Source organism: Shewanella sp. Iso12 (assembly GCF_012030025.1).
GTDB lineage: Bacteria > Pseudomonadota > Gammaproteobacteria > Enterobacterales > Shewanellaceae > Shewanella > Shewanella algae.
Window position 1 is genome coordinate 1 of the sequence record NZ_JAAUHW010000053.1, and the last position, 382, is coordinate 382.

Annotated in this window: 1 protein-coding gene; it reads right to left on the reverse strand. The window is 53.7% G+C overall.

The window, feature by feature from the left end; all coding sequences use genetic code 11:
• Positions 1-382, reverse strand: a 382-nt coding sequence (locus HCX89_RS22700) for a hypothetical protein (RefSeq protein ID WP_167717534.1), incomplete at both ends; no start/stop codon positions are given.

The window sequence follows — 382 nt, forward strand, 5'->3', positions numbered from 1 at the left end:
GGCAGTCATTTGGGCAGTGAATGCCTTGGCCTTATCACCTGCCGATAAGATGCCGGTCAAACTAGCCCAGAGGCGATCAACACCGATATAAGCCGAAGCCATGGCAAGCAGTGATGCCGTGGCTTGCTTTATTGAACCGCCAAAGTTCTCTGCGCCTTTGCTACTTTCATCGAGCAGCCTGTTCTGACGCGCCAGGTTTTTATTAACGCCCTCAAGCGCATTTTCAGCCGCCGCTTGCTGCTGTTTCAGATCTTCGCTGGCTTCGGCCAGCTTATCCATGCTGATCCCGGCTTTATCGAGAACAGCCTTTTGCTGATTGAGCGTGCGCTGGTTTTTGTTGAGGCTTGAGCCCAGTGTGTTGAGTTCGCCCCGGGCGAGTTTG